The sequence below is a fragment of the Pseudaquabacterium terrae genome, from assembly GCF_013266755.1.
Lineage (GTDB): Bacteria > Pseudomonadota > Gammaproteobacteria > Burkholderiales > Burkholderiaceae_C > Pseudaquabacterium > Pseudaquabacterium terrae.
The window spans coordinates 775,588-795,858 of the sequence record NZ_JABRWJ010000001.1 but is presented as its reverse complement, the minus strand read 5'-3'; the positions used below and the strand labels follow the sequence as shown (position 1 = coordinate 795,858).

Sequence of the window (20,271 nt, the reverse complement as noted above, 5' to 3'; positions counted from 1 at the left end):
TCCCACAAGGAGCTCGCCATGGCCGATCCCGTCGTCATCGTTTCCGCTGCCCGCACGCCGATCGGCGGCCTGCTGGGTGATTTTTCGTCGCTCGCCGCGTGGGAGCTCGGTGCCGTGGCGATCAAGGCCGCGGTCGAGCGCGCCAAGGTGCCGGCCGATGCGATCGACGAGGTGCTGTTCGGCAACTGCCTGATGGCCGGCCAGGGCCAGGCGCCGGCACGCCAGGCGCTGCGCCGCGCCGGCCTGCCCGATTCGAGTGGCGCGGTGACGCTGAGCAAGATGTGCGGCTCGGGCATGCGCGCGATGATGTTCGCGCACGACATGCTCGCCGCCGGCACCGCCAACGTGATGGTCGCCGGCGGCATGGAGAGCATGACCAACGCGCCGCACCTGATGTTCGCGCGCAAGGGCGTCAAGTACGGCGTGGCCCAGATGTACGACCACATGGCGCTCGACGGCCTGGAAGACGCCTACGAGCGCGGCAAGGCGATGGGCGTGTTCGCCGAACAGTGCGTCGCCAAGTACGGCTTCACGCGCGAGGCGCAGGACCAGTTCGCGATCGCCTCGACCACGCGTGCGAAGGCCGCCAACGAGGACGGCAGCTTCGACTGGGAGATCGCGCCGGTCACGCTGCCCGGCAAGAGCGGCGACACGGTGATCAAGTGGGACGAGCAGCCGTTCAAGGCCAAGCTCGACAAGATTCCGGGCCTGAAGCCGGCGTTCAAGAAGGACGGCACGATCACCGCGGCCACCTCGTCGTCGATCTCTGATGGCGCCGCGGCGCTCGTGATGGTGCGTGAATCGACCGCGAAGCAGCTCGGCCTGACGCCGATCGCCCGCATCGCCGCGCACGCGGTGCATGCGCAGGCGCCGGAATGGTTCAGCACCGCGCCGGCGGGCGCGATCGAGAAGGCGCTGAAGAAGGCCGGCTGGGATGCCAAGAGCGTCAACCTGTGGGAGGTCAACGAGGCCTTCGCCGCGGTGACGATGGCGGCGATGGCCGAATTCAAGCTGCCGCACGAGATCGTCAACGTGCATGGCGGCGCGGTGGCGCTGGGCCATCCGATCGGCGCCTCGGGCGCGCGCATCGTCGTCACGCTGCTGGGCGCGCTGCGCAAGCGCGGCCTCAAGCGCGGCGTCGCCGCGCTGTGCATCGGCGGCGGCGAAGCCACGGCGATGGCGGTCGAGCTGTTGTAAAGCCCAGGCCATGAACGTCCTCGTCATCGGCGCCTCGCGTGGCATCGGCCTCGAGCTCGTGCGCCAGCACCGCGCCGCCGGCGACCGCGTCGTCGCCAGCGCGCGCAGCGAAGAAGGCCTGGCGCGGCTGAGTACGCTCGGCGCCAAGCCGCTGCGACTCGACGTCACCGACACCTCGAGCAACGCGGGCCTCGCCTGGCAGATCGACGGCGAGGCCTTCGACACGATCTGGCTCGTCGCCGGCGTCTACGGCCCGCGCAGCACCGGCCTGCAGCCGCCGACCGAAAGCCAGTTCGACGAGGTGATGCACACCAACGTGCTGGCCACGATGCGCCTGCTGCCGGCGCTGGCCGAGGCGCTGGCGCCGGAAGCGCGCATTGCGGTGCTGTCGTCGCGCATGGGCTCGATCGGCCTGCGCAGCAACCCGAGCGGCTGGCTGTACCGCGCATCGAAGGCGGCGCTGAACTCGGTCGTGATGGATGCTTCGCTGGCGCTCGAGGGCCGCGCCATTTGCGTGGTATTGCATCCCGGATGGGTGCGCACCGACATGGGCGGCGAGGGCGCCGAGCTCGCCGTCGAGCAAAGCGTCGCCGATCTGCGTTCCACCGTCGCCGGCCTGGCGCTGGCCGACAGCGGCAGCTTCCTCAATCACGACGGCCATCACATCGACTGGTGAGCGGCTTGCCACGAGAATCACGGAGACATCGATGCTGTTGAGCGACGACCACCGCGCGGTGCAGGAGGCGGTGCGCGATTTCGTGCAGGCCGAAATCGCGCCGAAGGCCGCGGCCTGGGACAAGAGCCACCACTTCCCGGCCGAGGAGCTGAAGGGCCTGGCCGGGCTCGGCTGTTATGGCGTCGCGGTGCCGTCCGAGTACGACGGCGCGGGCCTCGACTACCTGTCGCTGGCATTGATCCTCGAGGAGATCGGCGCCGGCGACGGCGCGACCAGCACGGTCGTCAGCGTCAACAACTGCCCCGTCTGCTCGATCCTGATGGCCTTCGGCAACGAGGACCAGAAGCAGCGCTTCCTGAAGCCGCTGGCGCGTGGCGACATGCTGGGCGCCTTCTGCCTGACCGAGCCGCACGTCGGCTCGCAGGCCGACGGCCTGCGCACGACGGCGGTTCGTGACGGCAATGACTACGTGCTCAACGGCGTCAAGCAGTTCATCACCAGCGGCAAGAACGGCGACCTCGCGATCGTGATGGCGGTGACCGACAAGGCCGCCGGCAAGAAGGGCATCAGCGCCTTCCTGGTGCCGACCACGACGCCGGGCTACTCGGTCGCGCGCATCGAGGACAAGATGGGCCAGCACGCCAGCGACACCGCGCAGATCAATTTCGACAACTGCCGCGTGCCGGCCGCGAACTTGCTGGCCGAAGAAGGCATGGGGTTGAAGATCGCGCTGTCGGGGCTCGAAGGCGGGCGCATCGGCATCGCCAGCCAGTCGGTCGGCATGGCGCGCGCGGCTTTCGAGGCGGCGCTGGCCTACAGCAAGGAACGCACGGCCTTCGGCCAGCCGCTGTTCGCGCACCAGGCGATCCAGTTCAAGCTCGCCGAGATGGCGACCCAGATCGAAGCCGCGCGCCAGCTGATCTGGCACGCGGCGAGCCTGAAGGACGCCGGCCGGCCCTGCCTGAAGGAAGCCGCGATGGCCAAGCTCAATGCCAGCGAGATGGCCGAACAGGTGTGCTCGGCGGCGATCCAGGTCTTCGGCGGCTACGGCTACGTCAGCGACTTTCCCGTAGAGCGCATCTACCGTGACGTGCGCGTGACGCAGATCTACGAAGGCACGTCGGAAGTGCAGAAGATCCTGATCGGGCGCGCGCTGGCGTGATCCGAAACCTCGGCTGGCCCGCTTGACAGCCAGCCGCGTCGGCCTATCGTTGCCAGCGCATCGAACCGGAGGTGCACGATGGCGACGCTGGTTTCCGACCTGCCGCAACTGCGCGGCGGACTCTTCCTGAGCGATGGTGGCCTGGAGACCTCGCTGGTCTACCAGCGCGGCATTGCGCTGCCGCACTTCGCAGCCTTCGTGCTGCTCGGCGATGCGCCGGGGCGCCAGACCCTGGCCGAGTACTACAAGCCCTACCTCGCGCTCGCTGCCCGCACCGCCGGTGCCGGCTTCGTGCTGGAGACGCCGACCTGGCGTGCCAATGCCGACTGGGGCGCGAAGCTCGGCTTCGATGCGCCGGCGCTGGCCGCGGTGAACCGCGATGCGGCGGCCTTCGTGCGCCAGCTGCAGAAGACCTGGGCGCCGCGCCTCGAAGGCGAGATCGTCACCAGCGGCGTCATCGGCCCGCGTGGCGACGGCTACATCGCCGAGCAGCCCGGCAGCATCGACGAGGCCGCGCGCTACCACCGTGCGCAAGCCGAGGCGCTGCGCGAAGGCGGCGTCGACATGCTGGCCGCGGTGACGATGACCGGCAGCGCCGAGGCCTGCGGCGTCGCGCGCGCGGCCGCGGCGGTCGGGTTGCCGTGCGCCGTCTCGTTCACGCTCGAAACCGACGGCCGGCTGCCGAGCGGCGAATCCCTGGGCGAGGCGATTCAGCGCGTCGACGCCGACGGCCATGCGCCGGCGTACTTCCAGATCAATTGCGCGCATCCGAGCCACTTCGAGGCCGCGGTCGCACAAGGCGGCGCCTGGCGCGAGCGCATCCACGGCCTGCGTGCCAACGCGTCGACCCGCAGCCACGCCGAGCTCGACGCGGCGACCGAGCTCGACAGCGGCGACCCGGACGACCTGGCGCAGCGCTACCTTCGGCTGCGGGCGCCGCTGCCGAAGCTCAACGTGCTGGGCGGCTGCTGCGGCACCGACGAGCGGCACCTGCGCGCGATCACGCGGGCCTGGGCCTGACTCAGTCGGCCACTTCGACCCGGTTGCGCCCGGCTTCCTTGGCGCGGTACAGCGCCGCGTCGGCGCGCGCGATCAGGCTCTCCGGATCCTTGTCGACCGAGTGCGCCAGCGCAACGCCGACGCTGATCGTCGTGCCCAGCGCCTCGGCGCGCACCAGCACGCGCAACCGTTCGGCCAGCGCGGTGGCCTGCTGCGGCTCGGTGTCGGGCAGCAGCAGCAGGAATTCCTCGCCGCCGACGCGGCCGACGATGTCTTCCGCGCGCACGTGGTTCTGCAGCAGGTTCGACAGATGCACCAGCACGCTGTCGCCGGCGGTCTGGCCGAGCGTGTCGTTGATGCGCTTGAAGTGGTCGAGGTCGATCGCCACCACCGCCAGCGGCGACTGCGTGCGGCGGTGGCGCTGCCACTGGCGGCCGAGCGCTTCGGTCATCGCGCGGCGGTTGTGCAGGCCGGTCAGCGCGTCGCGCACCGAGGCTTCGCGCAGCGTCGCGATCAGCCGCTGCATGATCATCACCATGAAGCTGAAGGTCAACAGCGCGCAGCCGCCCAGGTAGGTACCCATCAGCACCAGGGCGCTCGGGAAGCCGCGCAGCATCTCGATCGGCTGCGCCCATTGCAGCGCCTGGTTCAGGCCCAGCAGCGCCAGCACCACGCCGATCAACCCGCCCGGCACGACGATCGCCAGCATCGTCGGCCGCCCGAACTCGGTCGCCAGCGCCTCGCGGATCGTCACCATCGTGCGCAACACGGTGTAGGCCTGCGCGGCGTACGACAGCACGATGCGCAGCGTCGCCCAATGATCGGCGGGGCCGGCGGCGACGATCAGCGCGATCACCGGCGCCAGCATCGCGAGCTGCTCGCGGTCGTGCCGCTCGACCTTCATGAACATCTCGGTGCCGCGCCGCATCAGCGCGAAGGCGACGATGCTGACGACGTTGGCGCCGTTGTAGTACAGCCAGTGGCGCGGCTCGTCGCGGCCGCTGGCCAGCGCCAGGCCAAAACCGAGCATCGCGAAGAACGCCCCCCAGTGCATCAGCGGGCGCCGGGTGTCACGCAGCAGCAGCCCGACGAAGGCCCAGACCAGGCCGTACAAACCCATCTGGCAGGCCACCAGCCACTGCAGCGGAGCGAAGGCCGGCTCGGTCATCGGCAGGCGGCGGGGACGGGAACGCTGCGGTGGTGCATGGCTTGATTGTCGATCGGGCGCCAGGGTGGTTTCGGGCCGGCCGCGCCGAATATCACCGCGCCGTTACCGATGGACACGCTCGGCGGCCGGCGATACGGTGCGTCGGATGCGACCGCCGATCGATTTCTATTTCGACTTTTCGTCCCCGTACTCCTACATCGCCAACGAGTGGATCGACGCGCTGGCCGCCCGCCACGGGCGCACGGTGAGCCGGCACGCGATCCTGCTGGGAGTCACGTTCCAGGCGGCGGAGCTGAGGAGCCCGGTGGCGCATCCGATCAAGCGCGAGTACAGCTTGCGTGATTTCGCCCGCTCGGCGCGCTACGAAGGCGTGCCCTTCGTGATGCCCGACGCGTTTCCCATTCCGACGCAGAACGCGGCGCGAGTGTACTGGTGGCTGCACGACGAGCGCGGCCCGGCGGAGGCCGCGCAGTGGGCGCGCAGCGCCTTCCGCGGTTTCTTCGTGCGCGGCATACCGCTGAACGACGCGGCCGCGCTGAAGGCGCTGGCCGCCGAGTCCGGGCTCGACGCCACCGGCGCCGAAGCGGCGTGGACCGATCCGCTGTGGAAGGATCGCCTGAAGCGCGCCAGCGACCAGGCGATCACGGCCGGCGTCTTCGGCGCGCCCTTCTTCATCGTCGACGGCGAGCCCTTCTGGGGCAACGATCGCAAGCCGCAGATCGAGCGCGTGCTGGCCAGCGGGCCGTTCTGACCGGGCGGCGCTTTTTTTTTCGCCAGCGACATCCGCCGCGCAGCTGCCGCGCATCCAAGCGCTCAAACCAATCAACCTGCTTGCGAGGCTGCCGCCGATGGACATGCTGCTGGACAAAGAAACCCTGATTCCCGTGGTCGCGATGCTGATCGGCGCGGTCGCGCTGCTGCTGCCGGCGCTGATCGTCTGGGTGGTGCTGCACTTTCGGCGCCAGCGCGACGAACAGCTGTTCGCCACGGTGCGCCATCTCGCCGAGCGGGGCCTGCCGGTGCCGCGCGAGCTGATCGACCCGCCGTCGGAGCAGGAAGGCCGCGGCGGCTCGCCGCTGTTCCGGGCGATCACGCTGGTCGGTGTCGGGCTCGGGCTGGTGCTGCTGTTCTGGCTGATGGGCATGCACTTCCTGATCGGCGTCGGGCTGATGGTGATGTGCATCGGTGCGGCGCAGCTGGTCGCGCTGTGGATCGAGCGCCGCCGGCCGGCGCCAGGCGCAACGGCGGCCGCGGCGGTGCGCGAGCCCTGACGTGCCGCTCGACGAGGACGAGGCGGTGGCGCTGGCGCGAGCCCGCGCCGGCGACGTGCAGGCCTTCAACACGCTCGTCACGCGGCACCAGTCGCGCGTGCGCCAGCAGCTGCGCCGGCTGACCCGCGGCGACCCTGCGCTGGCCGATGACCTGGCGCAGGAGACCTTCGTGCAGGCCTGGCGCGCGCTGCCCGGGTTTCGCGGCGACGCCCGCTTCGCGACATGGCTCTACCGCATTGCCTACCACCGCTTCCTGATGCAGTGCCGCGCGGAGCCGCCGCTGCAGCCGCTCGGCGACGCGGCCGCCGGGCCGGCCGATGCGGCGCACGTCTCCTCCGATGCGCTGCGCATCGACCTCGAACGTGCGCTGGCGCGGCTGCCCGAGCCCGAGCGCATCGCGATCATCCACTGCGGCGTGCTCGAGCTGACGCACGAGGAGGCCGCAAGCGTGCTCGGCCTGCCGCTGGGCACGCTGAAGTCGCAGGTCGCCCGCGCCAAGGCCCGGCTGCGCATCGACCTGGCGGCCTGGCAGGCGGAGACATGTGCATGAACGATCCGATCGACCCCGGCGCGCTGTCGCCGCAGCAGGCTGCGCTGGAGCGCCGGCTGACGGCGGCGCTCGCCGCGCTGGCCGAGCCGCTGCCCGACGACGGCTTCAGTGCGCGCGTGCTGCAGGCGCTGCCGCCGTCTCCGGCGCTGGCGCCGCCGCTGCTGCCGCCGCAGGAGGCGCTGGCGCGCTTGCGCGTGCGCGAACAGCGCCAGCGCCACCAGGCGCGCTTTGGTCGCGTGGGTCTGGCCGCCGGCATCGCGCTGGGTGCCGTCCTTCTGCTGCAAGCGGGCTTCGCCGGCAGCGGGATGCCGGCGTGGGAGCTCGTGCGCCTGCTCGGCGGCACGCTGGTGGCCTCGGTGGTGCTGGGCGCGGTGCTGCTGCAACGGCGGCGCTGAAGGCGGGCCCGAGGGCGCAGGCGGCGAGAATCCCGCATGAGCCCGCACATCCACTGGACCGACGCCGAGGGCCGGCCGCAATCGGCGCGCTGGTGTTCTCTCGCCGGCCATCCGGCGCCCGAGCGCATCGAGCCGGTCGACGACCGCGTCGATGCCAACGCCGCCTATCGCCTGGCCGAGCAGGGCGTCGGCCTGCTGTGGCGCGGCGACTTCCACAACGCGCGCCAGCTGCTGCAGGCGCTGGGGCGGCGGCTCGAGCGCCGGCTCGCGCGCAACGCGCCGGTGCCGAAGTCGCCGGCCGAGGCCTTCGCCGCGCAGCGCCGCCTGCAGGCGCAGCGCGCGCAGATCCTGGGCCGGCTGCTGCTGCCCTTCGATGCCGACCACCGCATCCCGCTGCGTCGCGCGCCGGACGTGCGTGCCGCGGCGAGCGAAGCCTTCGGCGCGGTGGGCGAACCCTACGTCGCGTCGCTGCGCGAGCTGCAAGGGGCCATCGGCGCGCACGAGTGGCGCAAGAAGGGCGTGCCGATCGCCGCACTGCGCGGTGCGATCCATCCGCACCACGGCGTGTTCTCGCCGGTGCGCGGCGAGTACGTGGACCTGGTCGCGCGCGCGCCGTTGCCGGCCGCGGCGGCGAGTGCCGGCGGCTTCGACATCGGCACCGGCACCGGCGTGCTGGCCGCCGTGCTGGCGCGGCGCGGTGTCAAGCGGATGATCGCCACCGACCTCGACGCCCGTGCGCTGGCCTGCGCCGCCGACAACTTCCAGCGCCTCGGCGTGGCCGATCGCATCGCGCTGCAGCGCGCCGACCTGTTTCCCGACGGCCGCGCCGGCCTGGTGGTCTGCAACCCGCCGTGGGTGCCGGCGCAGCCGAGCTCGGCGCTCGAAGCCGCCGTCTACGACCCCGACAGCCGCATGCTGCGCGGCTACCTGGGCGGCCTGCGCGAGCATCTGGCGCCGGCCGGCGAGGGCTGGCTGATCCTGTCGGATCTGGCCGAGCACCTGGGGCTGCGCAGCCGCGAGCAGCTGCTCGGCTGGATCGCCGATGCCGGGCTGACGGTCGCCGGCCGCATCGACACGCGGCCGCAGCACCGCCGCACACAGGATCCGAGCGATCCACTGCACGCGGCGCGGGCGGCCGAGGTGACCTCGCTGTGGCGGCTCGCCGCGGCCGATTCACCTGCGGGTTAGCTGCTACATCCGGTCACGCCGCCGTCATCGGCGCCGGGGATGATCGCCGGCCTTCGAATCCCCGATCCGACAAGGACGACCGATGACCCCTTTCCTGCGCCCGCTGCTCGCGGTCCTGTGCGCCGGCGTGCTCGCCGCCTGCAACGACGATCCCGACCCTTACCAGACGCTCGACGGCAACCAGACGATGGTCGTCGGCCACCGCGGCGCGTCGGGCACCCTGCCCGAGCACACGCTGGAGGCCTACCAGCGCGCGATCGACCAGGGCGCCGATGCGATCGAGCCCGACCTGATCGCCACCAAGGACGGCGTGCTGATCGCGCGCCACGATCCGAACCTGGCCTACAGCACCAACGTCGCCAGCATCGCGAAGTTCGCCGACCGCAAGCGCACCGACTACCTGGTCGACGGCGAGAAGCAGACCGGCTGGTTCGCCCACGACTTCACGCTGGCGGAGATCCGCGAGCTCGGCGCGATCGCCACCGACGCCGACCGGCCGCAGCAGTACAACGGCCAGTACAAGGTGCCGACCTTCCAGGAGATCGTCGACCTGGCGAAGACGCAGAGCACGAAGCTCGGCCGCGGAATCGCGATCTACCCCGAGACCAAGAACCCGACCTTCCACCGCGACCTCGGCCTGGCGCTGGAGCCCAAGCTCGCGGCGACGCTCAACGCCGCCGGCTGGAACAGCAAGACCGCGCCGGTCTTCGTGCAGAGCTTCGAGCCGAGCAGCCTGAAGCAGATGCGCACGCTGGGCCTCAACGTGCGCATGGTGCAGCTGATCGATGCCGACTGGTACGACTACAAGACCGGCAAGCTGAGCTACGCCGCGCCCTGGGACCGGCCGTACGACTGGACCAAGGCCGGCGATACGCGGCTGTACAGCGTGATGGTCACGCCGGCAGGTCTCGCCGAGATCAAGACCTATGCCGACGGCATCGGCCCGTGGAAGCCGTACATCATCCCGATGAAGGGCGAATACGACGCCGCCGGCAACATGAAGGACCTGAACGGCGACGGCGTCGCCGACCTGCGCGATGCCAGCTCGCAGCCGGCGACGACGCTGATCGCCGATGCGCACAAGGCCGGCCTCTTCGTGCATGCCTACACCTTCCGCAACGAAGGCAAGCGCCTGGCCTTCGACCACAAGGGCGATCCGAAGGCCGAGTACCTGCAGTACTACCGGCTCGGCCTCGACGGGCTGTTCTCGGACTTCCCGGACACCGCCATCGCCGCGCGCGCTGCGTACGCGAAAGAGCTCGGTCACTGATCCGGTCGGCGCCGCACCGAGGCCGGGCTGGCCCCGGTGATGCGCTTGAAGACCTTCGCAAACGCCGCGCGGTCCTCGTAGCCGACGGCCCAGGCCACCGCCTCGACTGTGCGCTGCGGATCGGCCAATTGCGCCTCGGCGGCGCTGACCCGCACGCGCTGCAGGTAGTCGATCGGCGTCAGCCCGGTCGCCTGCTTGAAGCGCCGCAGCAGGCTGCGCGGCGAGCAGTGCAGCTGCTCGGCCATCGCCGCCAGCGTCAACGGCTCGGCGTAGCGGCTGTCGAGCCAGCGCTGCAGCCGGCCGATCGCCGCGTCCTCGTGGTCCGGCGCCGGCAGCCGCGGCGCATGGCGGCGCTGCGGGCCGCGTTGCTCGTCGAACACCAGCTCGTTGGCGACGCGGCGCGCCAGCGTTTCGCCGCCGGCCAGCCGCAGCAGGTGCAGGCAGAGGTCGACGCCGGCATAAGCGCCGCCCGAGCAGGCGATGTCGCCGTCGTGCGTGATCATCTGGTCGATCGCCAGCCGCGCGTTCGGGTAGCGGCGGCGGAACGGCTGCTCGAGCGACCAGTGCGTCGTCGCGCGGCGGCCGTCGAGCAGGCCGGCGTCGCCGAGCACGAAGGCCGCGCTGCAGATGCTGGCGAAGCGCGGCAGCGTCGCCGCGCCGCGACGCGGCCGGCGCGTGCGCAACCACTCGATCCACGGCGCGAGGTCCTGCAGCACCGCCGGCTCCGGCACGCCGATGGCCGGGAACAGCAGCAGGTCGGCGCGCTCGGCCGCATCGAGCGCGCCGTCGACGCTCCAGCGGCCGAGCGGTGAATCGACGCCGCGGCCGTCGGCAGACAGGCGCAGCAGCTTCGCCAGCGGGCGCGGTGCGGCGTGGCGGTTGCCCAGGCGCAGCACGTCGAGCGCCATCGCCAGGCTGGAGGGCACGGTGTGCGGCGTGATCGCCAGGGCAATGGTCAGCATCGGGGGGGGCTCGCTTGGCGTGATCGGACACGGAACTGTCGATCTCGCCAACAGCCCGAGCGCACTGTAGCGCCAACAATGCGCTGCACCGAACCCCTCGCCGAGAGATCACGATGAGCACCCCCGAAGCCGCGCTGCTCGAACGCTTCTATGCCGCGTTCGCCCGATTCGACGCCGAGGCGATGGCCGCCTGCTACCACCCGCAGGCGCGCTTTTCCGACCCGGTGTTCCCGGCGCTCGAAGGCGACGAGGTCGGCGACATGTGGCGCATGATGGCCGTTCGTGCCCAGGACTTCCGGCTCCAGCCGGGCGGCCGCGTGATGGTCGCGGGCGAGGGCCGCGCCGACTGCGTCGCGCACTACACCTTCAGCCCGACCGGCCGGCCGGTGGCCAACCCGATCGCTTCCGAATTCCGCTTCCGCGACGGGCTGATCGTCGAGCAGCGCGACCGCTTCGATTTCTGGGCCTGGTCGCGCCAGGCGCTCGGCGCGGCCGGCGTGCTGCTCGGCTGGACGCCGCTGATGCGCGGAAAGGTGCGCGGCCAGGCGGCGCAGGGGCTGGCGGCGTTCCGCACCAAGCGCGGCCGCCCGGCGCGCTGAAAACGCCGGTCGCCGGCGGGTCAATCCGGCAGCGGGATACTCGGCGCTCAACCCCCGGGAGACCAGACGATGGCGCTGGACCTGCTGCACTACCTGCGCATCCAGGCGCATGCGAACCGGCTCGCCAATCACCGGCTGCACACGGCGATGGCGCCGCTGACGCGCGACGAACTGCACGCCCCGCGCACCAGCTTCTTCCCCAGCCTGATCGAGACGCTGAACCACATCCTGATGGTCGACGTCTACTACCTCGCCGCGCTGCACGGCGAGGCCGACATGGTCAAGCAAGCCGATGAGGTGCCGCAGCACGACACGCTGCCACCGCTGGCGGCCGCGCAGGCGGTGGCTGACCACCGGCTGATCACTTTCTGCGAGGCCCTCGATGCCGCCGGGCTGGATGCCGAGGTGCGCATGCAACGCCGCGACCACGTGCAGCGCGACCGCGCCGGCCATGTGCTTGCGCACCTGCTGAACCACCAGGTGCACCACCGCGGCCAGGTGCACGCGATGCTCGCCGGCACGCGCATCGCGCCGCCGCAGATCGACGAATTCATGCTGCCCAGCGAGGGCCATCTGCGCGAACCTGACATGGCTGCGCTGGGTTGGCGTGAGGTCGCTGTTTACGGCCCGCTGCTGCCGCCGTCGCGGGGGTGACAAGCCCCGCGCGAGCGCGGCCCTAGCATGCCGGCTCGAACGCATTTGCCCGTTTTCCGGAGGTCCGCCATGTCCAGCACGCTCGCTTCGCTCGTCAACCACCAGGTCCGCCTTGCCGCGCGCCCGACCGGCCGCACCGGTCCGGAGAACTGGCAGTTCACCGAGGAGCCGGTCGCCGAGCCGGCCGATGGCGGCGTGCTGGTCAAGACGCTGGCGCTGTCGTTGGACCCGGCGATGCGCGGCTGGCTCAACGATGCCAAGAGCTACATCCCGCCGGTCGGCATCGGCGAGGTGATGCGCGCCGGCGGCATCGGCCGCGTGATCGCCTCGAAGCATGCCGGCTTTGCGGTCGGCGACATCGTCACCGGCGGCCCCGGCGTGCAGGAGTACGCCAGCTACACGCCCGAGCAGGTCAAGCGCTCGGGCCTGACGAAGATCGACCTGCGCTATGGCAGCGTCACGCAGTGGCTCAACGTGCTCGGCATGCCCGGCATGACCGGCTACTTCGGCCTGCTCGAGGTCGGCGAGCCGAAGCCGGGCGAGACGGTGGTCGTCTCGGGTGCCGCCGGTGCGGTCGGCCAGACGGTGGGCCAGCTCGCCAAGCTCAAGGGCTGCCGCGCGGTCGGCATCGCCGGCGGGCCGGAGAAGTGCGAGTGGGTCGTCAAGGAGCTCGGTTTCGACGCCTGCATCGACTACAAGGCCGGCTCGGTGAAAGACGGCCTGAAGGAACACTGCCCGAAGGGCGTCGACGTCTACTTCGACAACGTCGGCGGCGAGATCCTCGATGCGGTGCTGGCGCGCATCACCCGCCACGCGCGCATCGTGATCTGCGGCGCGATCAGCCAGTACAACAACGAGGGCGGCGTCGTGCAGGGGCCGAAGAACTACCTGTCGCTGCTGGTCAATCGCGCACGCATGCAGGGCATGGTGGTGTTCGACTACGCCGACCGCTACGGCGTGGCGATCGCCGAGATGGCCGGGTATCTCAAGGCCGGCACGATGAAGAGCAAGGAAGACGTCGTCGACGGTGGCATCGCCGTGTTCCCGCAGACGCTGAACAAGCTGTTCGACGGCGAGAACTTCGGCAAGCTGGTGCTGAAGGTCGCGGACGAGTGATTCGGCCGCCCAGCGGCGCTCAGCGCGCCGCTGCGGCCATCAGCGCCTGCGCGTAGGCCGGCGCGGTCGGCTCGTGCATGAAGTAGGCGAAGCTCTCGCCCCACCCGGTGGCGGCAATGCGCTCGGCCCAGGCAGCGAGATCAGCATCGCTGTACTGCTCCAGCCGCAGCCGCAGATAACCCCAGGAAGCCGTGGACACCAGCGGCGGCGGCTCGTTGTTCTCGCGCTCCGACAGGCACAGCACGGCGCCGGCGGACTTCAGCGCGTCGTAGACCGCGTCGTCGAACCAGCTCGGCTCGCGGAATTCGAACACCGCGCGGTGGTCCGGCGGCAGCAGCGCGAGGAAGGCGGTCAGCCGCGGCAGGTCGCGCTTCAGGTTCGGCGGCAGCTGGAACAGCACCGGACCGCGCTTGTCGCCCAGCGATTCGAGGTTGCGGTACAGGTACTCGACCGACTCGGCGACCTGCTCGGCCTTCAGCCGGCCATCGTGCGTGATGCGGCGCGAGGCCTTGATCGCGAAGCGGAAGCCCGCCGGCGTCGTCTGCGCCCAGTCGGCGAGCAGCTCGCGTTTGGGCATGCGGTAGAAGGTGTTGTTGATCTCGACCGTCGGCAGCCGCTCGGCGTAGAAGCCGAGCATCGCGTCGGCCGCCAGCTTCTCGGGATAGAAGCTGCCGCACCATTCCTTGTACGAGAAGCCGCTGGCACCGGCCAGCAGGCGCATCTGTTCCGTCGAAGAACTCATCGCCAGCTCCCTTGCGCGGTGGGGAGCGGCGATGATAGCTACAGCCCGAGTGCGCTCAGGCCCGGATGCTCGTCGGGCCGGCGGCCGATCGGCCAGCGGTAGAGCCGCTCGCTTTCGGCGATAGGCTTGTCGTTGATGCTGGCGTGGCGCGCGCGCATCAATCCGGCAGCGTCGAATTCCCAGTTCTCGTTGCCGTACGAGCGGTACCACTGGCCCGCGTCGTCGTGCCACTCGTAGGCGAAGCGCACCGCGAGCCGGTCGGCGCCGAACGCCCACAGCTCCTTGATCAGCCGGTAGTCGAGCTCGCGGTCCCACTTGCGGCGCAGGAAGGCACGCACCGCCTCGCGGCCGACCGGGAACTCCGCGCGGTTGCGCCAGCGCGTGTCCTCGGTGTAGACCTTGGCCACGCGGTCCGGGTCGCGCGTATTCCACGCGTCCTCGGCCAGGCGCACCTTCAGGCGTGCCGTCTCCTCGGTGAACGGCGGCACCAGCGGCGGGGGGCTCGACATCAGTAGGTCTTGTAGGGAAGGAACTTGCCCGACATCGTGATGCTGACGCGGTCGCCCTTCGGATCGGGTTCGCGCTGCAGGTCCATCTTGAAGTCGATCGCGCTCATGATGCCGTCGCCGAACTCCTCGTGGATCAGCTCCTTGAAGGTCATGCCGTAGACGCTGACCAGCTCGTAGAAGCGGTAGATCAGCGGATCGGTCGGCACGGCGGTCGGCAGCGACCCCTTGTAGGGCACGACCATCAGCCAGCGCTTCTCCTCGGCGCTCAGGCCGAACAGCTCGGCAACGATGCCGGCCTGCTCCTCGTTCAGCGTCATCTGGCCCAGGCAGGCCGCGGTCACCCACTCCTTGCTCAGGCCGACCTTCGCGGCGACGTCGGACCACTTCAGGCCCTTCGCGACACGCGTGGTGATGATCTTCTCGGTGACGTCCAGACGGTTCATGCGCTTCTCCTCGGATGGAAGGGGATCACCTCGGCGTCGTCGTCGGGCGCGTCGTTGCCGTCGCTGACGTCGTTCAAGCCGGGGCGGACGGTCGGCGGAACCTCGGGCGCGCGGCCATGCGACAGGTGCTGGCTGCGCGCGACGAGGAAGTCGACCAGGTGGTTGCGGATGCGGTAGTACTGCGGGTCGTGGTGCAAGGTCGCGCGCTGGCGGTCGCGCGCCATCGTGTTGACGACGATCTCGCCGATGCGCGCCTGCGGGCCGTTGCTCATCAAGAGGATGCGGTCGGCGAGCAGGATCGCCTCGTCGACGTCGTGCGTGATCATGAACACCGTCTGGTGCGTCTCGGCGCAGATGCGCAGCAGCTCGTCCTGGATCGTGCCGCGCGTCAGCGCGTCGAGCGCGCCGAAGGGTTCGTCGAGCAGCAGCATGCGGGGCTGGATCGCAAACGCGCGCGCGATGCCGACGCGCTGCTTCATGCCGCCGGACAGCGCCTGCGGTTTCTTGTCGATCGCCGCGGCGAGGCCGACCATCTCGACATAACGTTCGACATGCGCGTCCACCTGCGCGCGCGTCCAGTCCGGCCACTTGCTGCGCACCGCGAAGGCGATGTTGCTGCGCACGCTCAACCACGGCATCAGCGCATGACCCTGGAAGACGACGCCGCGCTCGAGCCCGGGGCCCGCCACTTCGCGCCGGTCCATGAAGACGTGGCCGCTGCTGGCCGTTTCCAGGCCGGCCAGCACGTTGAGGATCGTCGTCTTGCCGCAGCCGCTGTGGCCGATGATGCAGACGAATTCGCCCTCGCCGATCTGAAAGTTGACGCGGTCGAAGACGGGCTCCGAAGCGCCCGGATAGGTCTTGCCGAGCTGCTCGACCTTCAGGAACGGAGTTGCATCAGTCGGCATAGGTCACCACCTTCTGCAGCCGCGCGAACATCGCATCGAGCAGCATGCCGACGATGCCGATGACGAGGATCGCGAAGATCACGTTCGGCAGCGACAGGTTGTTCCACTCGTTCCACACGAAGTAGCCGATGCCGGTGCCGCCGACCAGCATCTCGGCGGCGACGATCACCAGCCAGGCGATGCCCATGCTGATGCGCATGCCGGTCAGGATGGTCGGCGCGGCGGCCGGCAGGATCACTTCGAAGGCACGCCGCAGCGGCTTGACCTCCAGCGTGCGGGCGACGTTGAGCCACTCGCGCCTGACGCCCGCGACACCGAACGCGGTGTTGATCAGCATCGGCCAGACCGAGCAGATGAAGATCACGAAGATGCCGCTGATCGACGAGTCCTTGATCGTGTAGAGCGCCAGCGGCATCCAGGCCAGCGGCGAGATGGGCTTGAGCACCTGGATGAACGGATCGAGCGCGCGGTAGGCGAGCGGGCTCATGCCGATCACGAAGCCGAGCGGGATCGCCACCGCCGCGGCGATCAGGTAGCCCAGCGCGACGCGGCCGAGCGAATACGCCAGCTGCAGGCCGACGCCCTTGTCGTTCGGGCCGTTGTCGAAGAACGGGTCGGCGAGCTGGCGGCCGATCGTCGCGGCCATCTGGCCGAGCGTCGGGAAGCCGGACTTCTTGACCTCGCCGGCGCCGTCGCTGCTGCCGGCGGTCGGGTCCTTGCCCATCAGCTTGGCGTACTCGATCTGCTCGGCCGTCAGTGCAGGGCCGGGCGCTTTCGGCACCGCGACCGGCTGCAAGGTGGCCAGATGCCAGATGCCGAGCAGCAGCGCCAGCAGCAGCAGCGACAGCAGCGGCGCCTTGAACTGCAACTTCATCACGCCGCCGAGCGCCGGATCGCGAAACTGTCGGCGTACGCCGCCGCCTTGTCCGGATCGAAGGGCTTGCCCATCACGCTGAACTTCGGATACGCCCCGTCAGGCACCTTCATGTCCAGCGCCTTCATGTGCTTCTTCGCGTCGGTCAGCAGGAAGACCTTCTCGGCGATCTGCTTGTAGTTCACGTCGCCCTTGATGTAGCCCCAGCGCTTCATCTGCGTCAGGATCCACACGGCCATGCTCTGCCACGGGATCGGGTCGAAGTCGGCGCGGTCGGGCACGTTCTGCACCTTGCCCAGGCCATCGGCGAACTTGCCGGTCAGCACCTGCGCGATCACCGTCTCGGGCTGGTTGAGATACGCCTGCGGCGCGATCACCTTGGCGATCAGCTCGCGGTTCTTCGCGTCACGCGCCATCGCCGCGGCGGTCAGCACCGCGCGGTACAGCGCGGCGAAACTGTTCGGGTGCTTGGCGATGAACTCGGCCGAGGTGCCAAATGCACAACAGGGATGCCCGGGCCACAGCTCCTTGGTCAGCAGGTGCAGGAAGCCGACCTCCTCGAACACCGCGCGCTGGTTGAAGGGGTCTGGCCCAAGGTAGCCGTCGATGTTGCCGGCGCGCAGGTTGGCCACCATCTCCGGCGGCGGCAGTACGCGGATCTGGATGTCGCGGTCCGGATCGAGCCCGTGCTCGGCCACGTAGTAGCGCAGCAGGAAGTTGTGCATCGAGTACTCGAAGGGCACCGCGAACTTGAAGCCCTTCCAGTCCTTCGGGTCGCGCTTGTCCTTGTGCTTGACGTGCAGCGTGATCGCCTGGCCGTTGGTGTTCTGGATCGTCGCGACGTGCATCGGCTGCGGGGTCGACCCGAGGCCGAGCGAAATCGCCAGCGGCATCGGCGACAGGAAGTGCGTCGCGTCGTACTCCTTGTTCAGCATCTTGTCGCGGATCAGCGCCCAGCCGGCCGTCTTGACGACCTCGACGTTCAGCCCCTGCTTGGCATAGAAGCCCAGCGGGTGGGCCATGATCAGCGGCGTCGCGCAGGTGATCGGGATGAAGCCGATCTTCAGGTCCTTCTTTTCCGGTGCCAGCGCCTTGTCCTGCGCCAGTGCCTGCAGCGGCGCGATCGGCAGCACCGAGGCGATCGCCGCCATCGCGGTCGGCCGGCCGACCGCACGCAGGAAGCGGCGCCGCAGCGCGTCGTGCGGGAACAGGGCCTTGATCAGCGAGGCTTCGACGAAGGCGTTCGATTCGGCCTCGAACGCGGCGCTCTCGGTGCGGCGGCGCAGCTCGGTGGTCGCCGTCTGCGCCGCATGTTCGGCCGCCGAGCGGTGTTGGCCGCAGGCACAGCCCAGGCGCAGCGGACGGTCAGCGTCGTAGGGGTCCAGGTCGTGCGGGTTCATCGCGGCCATCCTCAGCAGGGGAGCAGGTGTCCCCGATGCTAGGAAGCGCGACCCTCACGCGCGATCGTTGCGCGCCGGCTTGTTTTGTAGGGGAGGCACTACAGGGTTAAACCTGCAGCAGGTCCTGCCGCACCGCGTACAGCGCCAGCTCGACGTCGTTGCGCACGCCGGTCTTCTCGAGGATGCGCGCACGGTAGGTGCTGACGGTGTTCGGCGACAGCACCAACTGTTCGGCAATCTCGCCGACGCTCTTGCCCGCGGCGAGCAGGCGGAACACCTGGTACTCGCGGTGCGACAGCCGCTCGTGCAGCGGCGCCTCGTCGTTGCCCTGGCCCTTCTTCAGCCCCGAGCCGGCGCCGACCGCGCCAGCCAGCTGCTCGGCGACGCTGGGCGTGATGAAGAGCTGGCCGCGCGCCACCTTGCGGATCGCCTCGATCATCTGCTCGCTGTCGGCGCTCTTGTTGAGGTAGCCGGCGGCGCCGAGCTTCAGGCTGCGCACCGCGTACTGGCGGTCCGGGTAGGTGCTGAGCATCAGCACCGGCAGCTTCGGGAACTCGGCCTTCAGCGTCTTCAGCACATCGAGCCCGTCGCGTTGCGGCATCGCGATGTCCAGCAGCACGACGTCGGGCAGCCGGCCCTCGGCGGCGCCGGAGCGCACCAGCGCCATCGCCTCCGGCCCGCTGCCGGCCTCGCCGGCCAGCGTGATGTCGGACGCGTCGGCCAGGATCTGCTTGATGCCCTGGCGCACGATGCTGTGGTCGTCGCAGATCAGCACCTGGATCGTTGCTGCCATCACGGTCCTCCCAGCGGCATCATCAGCCGCACCACCGTGCCGAAGCCCGGCGCGCTGTCGATCACCACGCGGCCGCCGAAATGCGCCGCACGCTCGCGCATGCCCATCACGCCGTAGCTGCGTGCATCGTCGAGCACCGCGGGCGTGGTGCCGATGCCGTCGTCGCGCACCTCGAGGTACAGCACCGGGTCGGGCGGCGCATCGACGTCGAGGCGGATCGTCACGTGCTTGGCCTGCGCATGGCGCGCGACGTTGGACAGCACCTCCTGGAAGATGCGGAACACGGCGATCGCCAGGCCGCCCTCGGGCGGCGCGACGCCGGCGCTGACGTGCAGCTGCACGCTGCCGTCGATCTCGTCGGCCGCGCCCTGCAGCCACTCCTGCGCCTGCCATTCCAGCGCCGCCCACAGGCCCTGGTGGTCGAGGATGCTGGGCCGCAGGTCGGTGATGATGCGGCCGACCTTGTCGACCGCGGTGTCGATCAGCCCGCCCATGCGCTGGCACTTGGCGGCCAGCTCATTGCGCGAGGCTTCGTCGCGGCGGCCGACGCGGCGCTCCATCCAGTTGACGTCCATCTTCAGCGCCACCAGCAGGCTGCCGAGCTCGTCGTGGATCTCGCGCGCGATGCGCTTGCGCTCGGTCTCGCGCACCGCTTCGAGGTGGTTGGCCAGCTCGCGCAGCTCACGCGTGCGCTCGGCGACGCGGCGTTCGAGCTCGTCGTTGGTACGCTGCAGCAGCGCCTGCGCCGCCTTGCGCTCGCTGATGTCGACGAAGGTGACGACCGCGCCGCGCACCTCGCCGCCGTCGAGGATCGGGTAGCTCGAATATTCGGCCGAGAAGGCGCTGCCGTCGGCGCGCCACAGCACCTCGTCGTCGATGCGGCAGGGCAGGCCGCGGCGGAAGGCATTGAAGATCGGGCACTCGCACTCGGGGTAGTGCGCGCCGTCGGGCCGGCTGTGGTGGATCAGCGCGTGCATGTTGCGGCCGAGCACCTCTTCGGTGCGCCAGCCCAGCATCTGGGCACCGGCGCGATTCACGAAGGTGCAGCGGCCGTCGAGGTCGATGCCGAAGACGCCCTCGCCGGTCGACTCCAGCAGCAGGGTCAGTCGATCGATGCCATCGGGCACGACGTCGGCGGCGGGGCGCATGGACCGAGCGCGCGCAAGGCGCGTGCCATCGCCTCCACCGTCGACTGAAAGGAGCGCTATTTCTTCTTCTTGCTGCGCTCGGGCACCACGGTGGTGATGGTCGGCATCACCGCGTCCGGGGAGATCGGCTTCGCCGGTGACTGGTCCTTCTTCGGTTTCTTGGTTTCCTTGTTGCTGCGCTGTTGGCCTTTTGCCATGGGAGCCTCCGTCGTTGAACCCGCAACTGTGCCATCACGGCGCCGTCCTG

The 20,271-nt window shown here is 70.0% G+C and carries 24 protein-coding genes; 13 read left to right on the top strand and 11 right to left on the bottom strand.

What is annotated here, in order from left to right:
• The first annotated feature begins 18 nt into the window (after positions 1-18).
• The 4 genes from HLB44_RS03640 to HLB44_RS03625 all read left to right on the top strand — a co-directional run bounded on the left by HLB44_RS03640 (position 19) and on the right by HLB44_RS03625 (position 4,055).
• Entirely contained in the window at positions 19-1,197 is a 1,179-nt protein-coding gene (locus tag HLB44_RS03640) for an acetyl-CoA C-acyltransferase (protein WP_173120680.1), read from the top strand.
• Positions 1,198-1,207: 10 nt separating this feature from the next.
• Positions 1,208-1,873, top strand: coding sequence for an SDR family oxidoreductase (locus tag HLB44_RS03635; RefSeq protein WP_173120678.1), 666 nt, complete (start codon positions 1,208-1,210; stop codon positions 1,871-1,873).
• A gap of 31 nt (positions 1,874-1,904) precedes the next feature.
• Entirely contained in the window at positions 1,905-3,035 is a 1,131-nt protein-coding gene (locus HLB44_RS03630; RefSeq protein WP_173120676.1) for an acyl-CoA dehydrogenase family protein, read from the top strand.
• Between the two features lie 78 nt (positions 3,036-3,113).
• Positions 3,114-4,055 (top strand): homocysteine S-methyltransferase family protein, encoded by a 942-nt coding sequence (locus tag HLB44_RS03625; RefSeq protein ID WP_173120674.1) that lies wholly within the window; start codon positions 3,114-3,116, stop codon positions 4,053-4,055.
• Position 4,056: 1 nt separating this feature from the next.
• On the opposite strand, the gene HLB44_RS03620 is transcribed toward HLB44_RS03625, so the two are convergent.
• Entirely contained in the window at positions 4,057-5,202 is a 1,146-nt protein-coding gene (locus HLB44_RS03620) for a GGDEF domain-containing protein (RefSeq protein WP_173120672.1), read from the bottom strand.
• A 145-nt stretch (positions 5,203-5,347) separates the two neighbouring features.
• Between HLB44_RS03620 and HLB44_RS03615 the strand changes: the two genes are divergently transcribed.
• The 6 genes from HLB44_RS03615 to HLB44_RS03590 all read left to right on the top strand — a co-directional run bounded on the left by HLB44_RS03615 (position 5,348) and on the right by HLB44_RS03590 (position 9,876).
• Entirely contained in the window at positions 5,348-5,953 is a 606-nt protein-coding gene (locus HLB44_RS03615) for a 2-hydroxychromene-2-carboxylate isomerase (RefSeq protein WP_173120670.1), read from the top strand.
• Between the two features lie 97 nt (positions 5,954-6,050).
• Positions 6,051-6,473: a DUF6249 domain-containing protein gene (locus tag HLB44_RS03610; RefSeq protein ID WP_173120668.1), complete on the top strand. Its 423-nt coding sequence runs from the start codon at positions 6,051-6,053 to the stop codon at positions 6,471-6,473.
• 1 nt (position 6,474) lies between these two features.
• The gene (locus HLB44_RS03605; RefSeq protein WP_173120666.1) at positions 6,475-7,023 is read left to right on the top strand and encodes a sigma-70 family RNA polymerase sigma factor; all 549 of its coding nucleotides are present in this window, start codon (positions 6,475-6,477) and stop codon (positions 7,021-7,023) included.
• Positions 7,020-7,418 carry a hypothetical protein gene (locus HLB44_RS03600; RefSeq protein WP_173120664.1) on the top strand — a complete coding sequence of 133 codons (399 nt, stop codon included), beginning with the start codon at positions 7,020-7,022 and terminating at the stop codon, positions 7,416-7,418. Before HLB44_RS03605 ends, HLB44_RS03600 begins: the two co-directional genes overlap by 4 nt.
• A 36-nt stretch (positions 7,419-7,454) precedes the next feature.
• The gene (locus HLB44_RS03595) at positions 7,455-8,606 is read left to right on the top strand and encodes a methyltransferase (RefSeq protein WP_173120662.1); all 1,152 of its coding nucleotides are present in this window, start codon (positions 7,455-7,457) and stop codon (positions 8,604-8,606) included.
• Positions 8,607-8,688: 82 nt separating this feature from the next.
• Entirely contained in the window at positions 8,689-9,876 is a 1,188-nt protein-coding gene (locus HLB44_RS03590; RefSeq protein ID WP_173120660.1) for a glycerophosphodiester phosphodiesterase, read from the top strand.
• Here the strand turns inward: HLB44_RS03590 and HLB44_RS03585 are convergent.
• Positions 9,870-10,838 carry a GlxA family transcriptional regulator gene (locus tag HLB44_RS03585; RefSeq protein WP_173120652.1) on the bottom strand — a complete coding sequence of 323 codons (969 nt, stop codon included), beginning with the start codon at positions 10,836-10,838 and terminating at the stop codon, positions 9,870-9,872. The two genes, HLB44_RS03590 and HLB44_RS03585, sit on opposite strands and share 7 nt — an antisense overlap.
• A 113-nt stretch (positions 10,839-10,951) precedes the next feature.
• On the opposite strand from HLB44_RS03585, the gene HLB44_RS03580 reads away from it, so the two are divergent.
• The 3 genes from HLB44_RS03580 to HLB44_RS03570 all read left to right on the top strand — a co-directional run bounded on the left by HLB44_RS03580 (position 10,952) and on the right by HLB44_RS03570 (position 13,207).
• Complete coding sequence (locus tag HLB44_RS03580; protein WP_173120650.1) at positions 10,952-11,437, top strand: nuclear transport factor 2 family protein; 486 nt, start codon at positions 10,952-10,954, stop codon at positions 11,435-11,437.
• 69 nt (positions 11,438-11,506) lie between these two features.
• On the top strand, positions 11,507-12,091 hold the full coding sequence (locus HLB44_RS03575; protein WP_173120648.1) for a DinB family protein: 585 nt from the start codon (positions 11,507-11,509) through the stop codon (positions 12,089-12,091).
• A 69-nt stretch (positions 12,092-12,160) separates the two neighbouring features.
• Positions 12,161-13,207: an NADP-dependent oxidoreductase gene (locus HLB44_RS03570; protein ID WP_173120645.1), complete on the top strand. Its 1,047-nt coding sequence runs from the start codon at positions 12,161-12,163 to the stop codon at positions 13,205-13,207.
• Positions 13,208-13,226: 19 nt separating this feature from the next.
• On the opposite strand, the gene HLB44_RS03565 is transcribed toward HLB44_RS03570, so the two are convergent.
• The 9 genes from HLB44_RS03565 to HLB44_RS03525 form a co-directional block, all read right to left on the bottom strand.
• Positions 13,227-13,949 (bottom strand): DUF72 domain-containing protein, encoded by a 723-nt coding sequence (locus tag HLB44_RS03565; RefSeq protein WP_217283510.1) that lies wholly within the window; start codon positions 13,947-13,949, stop codon positions 13,227-13,229.
• A 38-nt stretch (positions 13,950-13,987) separates the two neighbouring features.
• Positions 13,988-14,458, bottom strand: a complete 471-nt coding sequence (locus tag HLB44_RS03560; RefSeq protein WP_173120642.1) for a nuclear transport factor 2 family protein — start codon at positions 14,456-14,458, stop codon at positions 13,988-13,990.
• Positions 14,458-14,901 carry a cyanase gene (gene cynS, locus HLB44_RS03555; RefSeq protein WP_173120640.1) on the bottom strand — a complete coding sequence of 148 codons (444 nt, stop codon included), beginning with the start codon at positions 14,899-14,901 and terminating at the stop codon, positions 14,458-14,460. The genes HLB44_RS03560 and cynS overlap by 1 nt, the downstream gene beginning before the upstream one ends.
• Complete coding sequence (locus HLB44_RS03550; protein ID WP_173120638.1) at positions 14,898-15,809, bottom strand: ABC transporter ATP-binding protein; 912 nt, start codon at positions 15,807-15,809, stop codon at positions 14,898-14,900. Before HLB44_RS03550 ends, cynS begins: the two co-directional genes overlap by 4 nt.
• On the bottom strand, positions 15,799-16,683 hold the full coding sequence (gene ntrB / locus HLB44_RS03545; RefSeq protein ID WP_173120636.1) for a nitrate ABC transporter permease: 885 nt from the start codon (positions 16,681-16,683) through the stop codon (positions 15,799-15,801). Before ntrB ends, HLB44_RS03550 begins: the two co-directional genes overlap by 11 nt.
• Positions 16,683-18,083 (bottom strand): CmpA/NrtA family ABC transporter substrate-binding protein, encoded by a 1,401-nt coding sequence (locus tag HLB44_RS03540; protein WP_173120634.1) that lies wholly within the window; start codon positions 18,081-18,083, stop codon positions 16,683-16,685. The genes ntrB and HLB44_RS03540 overlap by 1 nt, the downstream gene beginning before the upstream one ends.
• Positions 18,084-18,189: 106 nt before the next feature.
• Positions 18,190-18,876, bottom strand: a complete 687-nt coding sequence (locus tag HLB44_RS03535) for a response regulator (protein ID WP_173120632.1) — start codon at positions 18,874-18,876, stop codon at positions 18,190-18,192.
• Complete coding sequence (locus HLB44_RS03530) at positions 18,876-20,024, bottom strand: sensor histidine kinase (protein ID WP_173120630.1); 1,149 nt, start codon at positions 20,022-20,024, stop codon at positions 18,876-18,878. The genes HLB44_RS03535 and HLB44_RS03530 overlap by 1 nt, the downstream gene beginning before the upstream one ends.
• Positions 20,025-20,080: 56 nt before the next feature.
• Complete coding sequence (locus HLB44_RS03525; protein WP_173120628.1) at positions 20,081-20,221, bottom strand: hypothetical protein; 141 nt, start codon at positions 20,219-20,221, stop codon at positions 20,081-20,083.
• Positions 20,222-20,271: the final 50 nt, after the last annotated feature.